At 71.0% G+C, this 8259-nt stretch carries 7 protein-coding genes and 1 pseudogene; 6 read left to right on the top strand and 2 right to left on the bottom strand.

Going from position 1 to position 8259, the window contains the following annotated elements; translation table 11 throughout:
* Both AC08OU_RS19975 and AC08OU_RS19970 read left to right on the top strand, forming a co-directional pair.
* A partial coding sequence (locus tag AC08OU_RS19975; RefSeq protein WP_476605545.1) for a TAXI family TRAP transporter solute-binding subunit occupies positions 1 to 750 on the top strand: 750 nt, incomplete at its 5' end.
* 154 nt (positions 751 to 904) lie between these two features.
* A complete protein-coding gene (locus AC08OU_RS19970; RefSeq protein WP_462188257.1) occupies positions 905 to 2098 on the top strand; it encodes a thiolase family protein in 1194 nt (397 codons plus the stop codon).
* A gap of 54 nt (positions 2099 to 2152) precedes the next feature.
* On the opposite strand, the gene AC08OU_RS19965 is transcribed toward AC08OU_RS19970, so the two are convergent.
* Complete coding sequence (locus AC08OU_RS19965; protein ID WP_462188258.1) at positions 2153 to 2707, bottom strand: DUF4232 domain-containing protein; 555 nt, start codon at positions 2705 to 2707, stop codon at positions 2153 to 2155.
* 460 nt (positions 2708 to 3167) lie between these two features.
* Here AC08OU_RS19965 and AC08OU_RS19960 point away from each other — a divergent pair, with 460 nt between their 5' ends.
* Together AC08OU_RS19960 and AC08OU_RS19955 are read left to right on the top strand one after the other, a co-directional pair.
* On the top strand, positions 3168 to 4625 hold the full coding sequence (locus AC08OU_RS19960) for a hemolysin family protein (protein ID WP_476601446.1): 1458 nt from the start codon (positions 3168 to 3170) through the stop codon (positions 4623 to 4625).
* On the top strand, positions 4622 to 5689 hold the full coding sequence (locus tag AC08OU_RS19955; protein ID WP_476601447.1) for a hemolysin family protein: 1068 nt from the start codon (positions 4622 to 4624) through the stop codon (positions 5687 to 5689). The genes AC08OU_RS19960 and AC08OU_RS19955 overlap by 4 nt, the downstream gene beginning before the upstream one ends.
* Positions 5690 to 5793: 104 nt before the next feature.
* Here the strand turns inward: AC08OU_RS19955 and AC08OU_RS19950 are convergent, their stop codons facing one another.
* Positions 5794 to 6612, bottom strand: coding sequence for a class I SAM-dependent methyltransferase (locus AC08OU_RS19950; protein ID WP_476601448.1), 819 nt, complete (start codon positions 6610 to 6612; stop codon positions 5794 to 5796).
* Positions 6613 to 6946: 334 nt separating this feature from the next.
* Here AC08OU_RS19950 and AC08OU_RS19945 point away from each other — a divergent pair.
* Positions 6947 to 7234: pseudogene (locus tag AC08OU_RS19945) on the top strand (protein kinase family protein); the annotation flags it as partial.
* A gap of 91 nt (positions 7235 to 7325) precedes the next feature.
* Positions 7326 to 8259, top strand: a 934-nt coding sequence (locus AC08OU_RS19940; RefSeq protein WP_476605544.1) for a protein kinase domain-containing protein, incomplete at its 3' end; no start/stop codon positions are given.

The raw sequence follows: 8259 nt of genomic DNA, 5'->3' as shown, positions 1-8259 counted from the left end.
CTACGCCTCGTCGGCCAGATCTACTACGACGTTCTTCAGCTCATCGTCCCGACCAACTCCAGCATTCATAGCGCGGACGATCTGTGCGGCAAGACGGTCGAAAGCGGAATGCTCGACTCGGGCACCCACCAGATCGCCTCCGTGCTGTTCCGTCAGATCACCCGGGTGAAAGGAGCGGGCTGCGTCATCCGTCCGGTGACCGGGAACCGGATAGCCGAGGCTCTCCAGAAACTTCATCCCACCGGTGCGGATCACGCCGACGCGGTCCTGTGGGCGGCGGGCGCTCCCACGATGGCGGTCCAGGAATACAACGACAGCTACCAGAAGATCAGATTCGTGCCACTCGACGACTGGCAATCGGCGATCCAGCGGGACTGGTACTCCCAGTACCTCGATGTCGGAGCCAACGTCTTCACAAGGGCCGCTATCGAGCCGGGTGACTACAACATCATCCCGTCCCAGCCGACACAGACCCTCGCAGTGCCGAACGGCATCGTCGCCAGCAAGTACGCCGACGCCGCGCTGGTCGAGTTCGCCGCCCGGATGATGGGTGAACACTCCGCCGAGTTCAAGGCCACCCTGTGGACCACCCATCAGGCGCAGGCGCAGGCGCGCCGCCTCGATTTCGCGACTCCCGGCTCCTTCATCGCGACCAACATCTGCCGGTACGTCCCGCTACATCCGGCAGCGGAGAGATACTATACACATGCGCTCGGTTATCCGACGGGATGCCCGGCCCCGACCCCCTGACCTCCGGTTCACTTGTTGACCCATCAAGAGGGTGGCCCGTAGCGTCGATCCAGGCAAGCGCCAGGCAACGGGTAGGCGACACGGGCAGGGCAACGGTCGATCCGCCGTCATTGTGATGATTGTGACGTGTGATGGTTGTGACGAGGGAGAGCCCATGGAGAACGCAGTCATCGTCGATGGGGTACGCACGGCGTCGGGACGGGGCAAGCCGGGTGGGGCGCTGTCCGAAACCCATCCGGTGGAGCTGCTGGCCACCGTGCTGAAGGCACTGATCGCCCGCAACGACCTTGATCCCGCGCTGGTTGACGACGTCATCGCCGGGTGTGTCGACCAGGCCGGCGAGCAGGCCGTCAACATCGGGCGCACCGCGGTGCTGGCGGCCGGGTTCCCCGAGTCGGTGCCGGCCACCACGATCGACCGCCAGTGCGGGTCGAGCCAGCAGGCCGCCCATTTCGCCGCGCAGGGGGTGCTCGCCGGCGCCTACGACATCGTCATCGCCGCCGGGGTGGAGTCGATGAGCCGGGTGCCGATGGGCTCCACCACCCTCGGCAAGGACCCCAACGGCCCGAGCCTGCACGCCCGCTACCCGGAGGGCCTGGCCCACCAGGGCATCGGCGCGGAGCTCGTCAGCGCCCGATGGAAGATCAACCGGGAGGACCTGGACATCTTCTCCGCGCGGTCGCACCAGCTCGCGGCGGCCTCCGCCGCGGCGGGGGACTTCACCGGGGAGATCGTCCCGGTCGAGATCACCCTTCCGGACGGCACGACAGCCCAGCACACCGTGGACGAGACGGTCCGAGCGACCACGACCGTTGAGACGCTGGCGATGCTCAAGCCGTCCTTCTACACCGAGGCGTACGCTGCCCGCTTCCCGGAAATCACCTGGAACATCACCCCGGGTAACTCCTCCCCGCTGACCGACGGCGCCTCGGCCGTCCTGATCATGAGCGAGACCAGGGCGAACGAGCTCGGCCTGCGGCCACGGGCCCGGTTCCACACGTTCGCGCTCGCCGGGGATGACCCGTTGCTCATGCTGACCGCGCCGATCCCGGCGACCCGCAAGGCGCTCAAGCGCGCCGGTCTGAGCATCGACGACATCGACACCTTCGAGGTCAACGAGGCGTTCGCGCCCGTGCCGCTCATGTGGGCCCGCGACACCGGTGCCGACCCGGCGAAGCTCAACCCGCGCGGGGGCGCCATCGCGCTGGGCCACCCACTGGGTGGATCGGGCACCCGCCTGCTCACCACGATGCTCAACTACCTGGAGGCCACCGGCGGCCGTTACGGCCTGCAGACGATGTGCGAGGGCGGCGGCCTGGCCAACGCCACCATCATCGAACGGCTCTGACCTCCACCGGCCGATCCACCGGCATCGCCCTGGGCACCGTGGGAGCCGGCCCGGTCACGCCGTGAACGCGGCCACGGTGAGCTGCCGCACGGCGGGATCCCGGCATGCCCGCGTGTCCGGGCCGGTCAGCCGCAGCGCCTCGGTGTTCCCCGGCGGGTACACGCGCAGCACGGCGACCGGCGCGGTCCCCGAGGGAGGTGTGCAGCCTTCCGCCACGCCGAGATGCAGGATGCGCAGGACCGCCGTCGCGGCGCCCCCGGGCACGAGCCGCACCGGCGCGCCCACCGGCCCCGTGTGCTCCGCCGCCGCGCCCACCTGCCGGCCGGCCGCGTCCACGAACGACACGCCAGGGAATCCGCGTACCACGCAGGGGCTGTGACCGATGTTGGTCAGGACCAGCCGTTCGTAGTCGCTGCCCGCGGTTCCCTGGCGGTCGATGCTGCTCAGAGCGAGTTGAGCGGTCCGGCACCGGGCCGCCACGGGCGTCGCCGGAGCCGCCACCGCGGTGCCCCCGCCGCCGCCCGGGCCCGGGCCGCATCCGGCGACGAGGATCGCCGTCGCGGCCAGGGCGAGTACCACCGGAAAAACCCTCCCATGAGACCTGTGCATGACGACCTCCTCGTCGCGCGGCGAGCCGGCAAGCCACCCGGTGATGTCACCCAATCCCTTCCCGCTGCTACCCTCCGTGACACCGTCGGGGATCCGTCATATCGGGCTCCAGGGCTCTTGTTCTCATCGGCGCGTCCGGTTCCTCACCATCGCGTCCGGCCCACGCCCGCCGATCGACCGTTCTCCAGTACCGGGCCGGCCGGGCCACGACACCGGACCGGCTGGCCGGCTGGCCCACACGGTGATCTTCTACTGAGGCCCACTCAGGGTCTGGACCGTGCGCCGACCAGAGGTCATCGTGAAACGAACGGGCTATGAAGCGCGTTGTTGCCGCGTGACGGGGTAGGCCCGCGGGCCGGGTCACCCCGCACCGACCGGAAGGGATCATGAAAGTCTCCGAAGATGCCGGGTGTAGTTCCGGCCGACCCACGCGCGAGGAAGCGCCCGCGGGGGTCGACCGATGATCGAGGCGCTTCTGTTGGTACTCAGCCTGGTGCTCGTGGCCGCCTGCGGCGTTTTCGTCGCGGCCGAGTTCGCTTTCGTCACGGTGGACCGGCCCTCGGTGGAGCGGGCCGCCGAGCGCGATGATCGGGGCGCCCGCGGGGTACTCACCGCACTGCGCGGTCTGTCCACCCAGCTGTCCGGCGCCCAGCTCGGGATCACCATCACCAACCTGGCGATCGGTTTTCTGGCGGAGCCCGCCATCGCAGGGCTGCTCGAGGGGCCGATCACCTCGCTCGGCGCCCCGGACGGGCTCGCCCGGGCGGCGTCGGTGGCGATCGCCCTGGTCCTCGCGACGGGCCTGACGATGGTGTACGGCGAGCTGATCCCGAAGAACCTGGCGATCGCCCATCCCCTCGGCACCGCGTTGGCGGTGCAGGCTCCCCAGCGTGCCTTCACGAAGGCCACCGGCCCGCTGATCCGCTCGCTGAACACCACGGCGAACGCGCTGCTGCACCGCCTCGGCATCTCGCCACGCGAGGAGCTGGCCTCGGCCCGTTCGGCTCAGGAGCTGTTCTCCCTCGTCGGGCGGTCTGCCGAGCACGGCACCCTCTCCCACGAGACGGCGACGCTGGTGCAGCGATCCCTGCTGTTCGGTGACCGGACCGCCGAAGACGTCATGACACCCCGGATGCGCATGCGCACCGTCCATGCCGACGAACCGGTCAGTGAGGTTATCACCCTCACCCGGCGCACCGGGCACTCCCGCTTCCCGGTACTCGGCACGGACAGCGACGACGTCGTGGGCCTCATCCATGTGAAGAACGCGGTCGCCGTCCCCGAGGACGCCCGGGACCATACCCCGGTACGCGACGTGATGGTCCCGCCGGTGACCGTGCCCTCGACGATCCTGCTCGACCCCTTGCTGGAGACACTGCGTGCCGGCGGCATGCAGATGGCGATCGTGGTCGACGAGTTCGGCGGCACCGACGGACTGGTCACCGCCGAGGACCTCATCGAGGAGATCGTCGGCGACGTTGTCGACGAACACGATCGGGTCAGCCCGCGCGCCCTGCGCCGACGGGACGGCAGCTGGCTGCTCTCCGGCCTGCTGCGCCCGGAGGAGGCCCGCAACGTCACGGGGATCGACATCCCCGCGGACGACACCTACCAGACCCTGGGCGGTCTGATGGCCCGGGCGCTGGGACGCATCCCCGGGGCGGGCGACACGGCGGCCGTGGAGGGCGTGCGGTACACCGTCGAGCGGATGGACGGCCGGCGGGTCGACCGGATCCGCCTGGATCCGATCGCGCCGACGGGCGCCACGCCGGAGAGGGCTACGGACCCGCCGGTCGCGGACCCCGCGGATCGCCGACCCGGCACAGGCCCGGCAGGCCCGGCAGGCCCGGCCGCTGAGGAGGCCGAGGATGCCGAGGATGCCGAGACCGCCTCGGCCGGAAGGGCGGGGTGGGGATGACCGACCTGCTGGCGATCGTCGCCACCGTCGTCCTGCTGGCGCTGAACGCGCTGTTCGTCGGGGCCGAGTTCGCGCTGATCTCGGCCCGGCGGTCGAGCTTGGAGCCGATGGCCGAGGCGGGCTCGCGGCTGGCGAAGATCGCCCTTGGGGCGATGGAGAACGTCTCGCTGATGCTCGCCGGGGCGCAGCTCGGCATCACCGTCTGCACCCTGGGCCTCGGCGCTCTCGGGGAACCGGCGGTCGCGCATCTGCTCCGCGGACCGTTCGAGGCGGCCGGGATGCCCTCCGCCCTGCTGCACCCGGTGGCCTTCGCCATCGCGCTGGGCCTGGTGACCTTCCTGCACGTGGTCGTCGGCGAGATGGTCCCGAAGAACATCGCGCTGGCGATGCCGGAGCGTGCGGTCCTGCTGCTCGCCCCGCTCCTGGTCGGAGTCGTCCGCTGCGGCAAACCGGTCATCGCGCTGCTCAACACGATCGCGGCCGTGTCGTTGCGGCTCGTCGGCGTCGAACCGAAGGACGAGATCGCGAGCGTCTTCACCCGCGACGAGGTCGCCGGCCTCATCGAGGAGTCGCATCGGGAGGGTCTGCTCGCCGAGGATGAACACGACCTGCTGACCGGGGCGCTGTCGTTCGAGGAACGCACCGCGCGTGCCGTCCTGCTCCCGCCGGACGGGCTGGTCACCGTGTCCCCGGCGGTCACTCCCCGGCAGGTCGAACAGCTCGCCGCGCGCACCGGATTCACCCGCTTCCCGGTGCGGGACCCCGAGGGCGGACTGATCGGCTACCTGCACCTCAAGGACGTGCTGGAGACCCGGCCGGAGCAGCGGTCCAGCCCGGTCGCGGCCAAGTGGACCCGGCCGCTAGCCCGAGTCGGCGCCGACGACAACCTGCGGACGGCGCTGGCGACGATGCAGCACTCCGGCGCGCATCTGGCCAGGGTCACCGACGCCGACGGTACGGTCCTCGGGCTCGTCGCGCTGGAGGACATCCTGGAGGAGCTGGTCGGGGAGATCCGCGACGACGCCGTTCGCACGGTCGTGATCCCCACCCACCAGCCCGCCTGAACCGTCCGGTCCCGTATCTCCCGTATCTCCCGTATCTCCCGGTTACCTTGCCTATCCAGAGGCTTCGGTGTCCGATTTATCCCTCTGGATAGGCAAGGTGGGGATCAGCGGCGGGGTTCCCGGGCGACGATGACCGCCATCGACGGCGCCCACCAGTAGCTGCAGTCCGCCGGCGGCTGCAGGCCGTCGACGACACGCACGCTGAAGGTGCGGAAGTGGCGGAGCAGGGCCCGCTGATGCCGCCGGGACACCGAGTCGATCTCGTTCGAGTAGTAGGTGAACGAACCGCCGTCGGCCAGGTGGTCGGCGGCGTGCGCGAAGAAGTGCTCGGCGAAGGTGGGGCTGCGCACGAAATACTCGTCGACCTCGGTCTCGTCGAGGGGATAGGTGTCAAAGAGGATGCCGTCAAACCGGCCGAGGCCGGGTATGGCCTCCTGCCAACGCCCGGTGATGATCTCCACTCCGCGGCGCCCCGCGGGGCGGGCCCACTGCTCGGCGACGCGCACCGTGGCCGGGTTCGCCTCGATGATCATGTGCCGGGCCGGGCCGATCTCCTGGACGAACCCGGCGGACAGGCCCAGGCCGAACCCGACCTCGAGGACGGTACCGCCCGGCTGGGTCACCTCGGCGGCCAGCGCCCGCATCAACGGCGCCTCCCAGGTCTGCATCACCTCCTGGCCGGAGACGAGCAGCGTGCCCTCGACCACCGCGGGGACCGCCGCGTCGATGGCTGTGTCGATCGTCGGACGAGGCGCCCCGGCCACCATCGTGCCGGCCGTCTCGTCCAGCGCGCTGAGATCGGCGACGAACTCGTCGAGGGCCCGGTCGAGCAGCAACCGCCGTGGCTCCTCGGAGACCGGGGCGAGCAGGGACCGCGAGGTCGGGGTCAGTGTCACGTCGAACTTTGCCGCGCGGCGGAGCACAGGGCCTCCCAGATCATGCATCTTTGCCGGTATTGCGCTATATTCCGTCCATACTGGTTCTGTCCATACTGCGATCTTCCATCCTTTACTGCGATACTTTGCCTGTGCGCCCGCGCCGGTCCAGGCATCCGCCGTATCTGAGAAGGTCGCCGGTCTCGGCGTACCTTGGGAGCGGGGCAGGGCGTGCGTGGCCGTTGTCCCACTACGGGAGTGGGGCACGGTGACGGGGGCGACACCACCTCCGCTGCCCGGCGACGCCGTGCGCCCGCTCCAGCTGACCGATCCGCGGCGGCTCGGGGTCTACCAGGTGATCGGCCGGCTCGGGCAGGGCGGCATGGGCACCGTCTTCCTCGGCCGGGCACCCGACGGAAGCGCCATCGCGATCAAGATGATCAGGCCGGAGCTCGCGCAACGGCCCGAATTCCGCGCCCGGTTCGCCCGCGAGGCCGAGAGTGCCCGCCGGGTCCGGCGGTTCACCACGGCCGCCGTGCTGGACGCAGATCCATACGGGCCCCAGCCCTATCTCGTGACCGAGTTCGTCGAGGGTCCGACGCTGTCGAGGCGCGTCTCCGTGCGGGGGCCGCTGCGGCCCGCCGATCTCGAACAGCTCGCAGTCAGCGTGACGACCGCCCTGAGCGCCATCCACGCGGCCGGGATCGTGCACCGCGACCTCACCCCCCGGCAACGTCCTGCTGTCCCCGGTCGGCCCCAAGGTGATCGACTTCGGTCTGGCCCGCGAGTTCAACGCGGACACCGACCTGAACCACAACGTCCGGCATGCCATCGGTACGCCCGGTTACATGTCCCCGGAGCAGATCCTCGACGTACCGATCACCTCGGCGGTCGACGTCTTCGCCTGGGGCGCCGTCATGATCTTCGCCGCCACCGGGCACGCGCCGTTCGGCACCGGTCCCATCGACGCCATTCTTTACCGCATCGTCAACGAGCCACCGCGGCTCGACGGAGTTGGCGGCGAGCTGCGCAACCTCGTCGAGATCGCGATGGCGAAGGACCCGGCGGCCCGGCCGAGCGCGGAGGAGCTGCGGACATCGCTGATCGGCGGGGGTAGCCTCCCCGCGCACCCGGAGCCCGGCACCGGACCGCCCGGACCGCCCGGCACCGCGCAGCCCACCGGACGTGCCCGCCGCTGGGCCCGGCGCCGGCCATCAGGCGCCAAGGGGCCGGCGCCCAGGCCGGAGCCGCCCGGCGGCACGGGCAGCACGGGCAGCACCGCCGCGAACGTGGCGGACATGCCCGTCACCCAGCTGTCCCCGCCGCCTGTCGCCTCGCCGCCGCCGATTCCAGCCCGGACCCCGCCGCCGCGTGGACAGCCCGGGTCGGTACCCCCGCATCCAGCAGGAACCCCGCGCCCGCCGGCACTCAGCCCATCACCGGCCCCGTCGCCACCGGCCCCGTCCAGGCGGCGGCGGTCGCGGCCGGCACTGCTCGTCACCGGACTCGCCATCGCGATCGCCGCCGCGGCAATGCTGATCATCGTGCCGCGCGGCGGTGGCCCGTCGCCGGTGTCGGCGGCCGACCGCGCGTCCATCTCGTCACGCCTGGCCGCGGACGCGGCGGCCCAGCGGGCCCGGCAACCGGGCCTGGCCGGCCGGCTGAGCCTCGCGGCCTACCGGATCGCCCCGACGG

It is taken from the genome of Frankia sp. CcMO1 (assembly GCF_977945845.1).
Note: the sequence above shows the minus strand (reverse complement) of the source record. Positions and strands in the feature narration are given on the sequence as shown.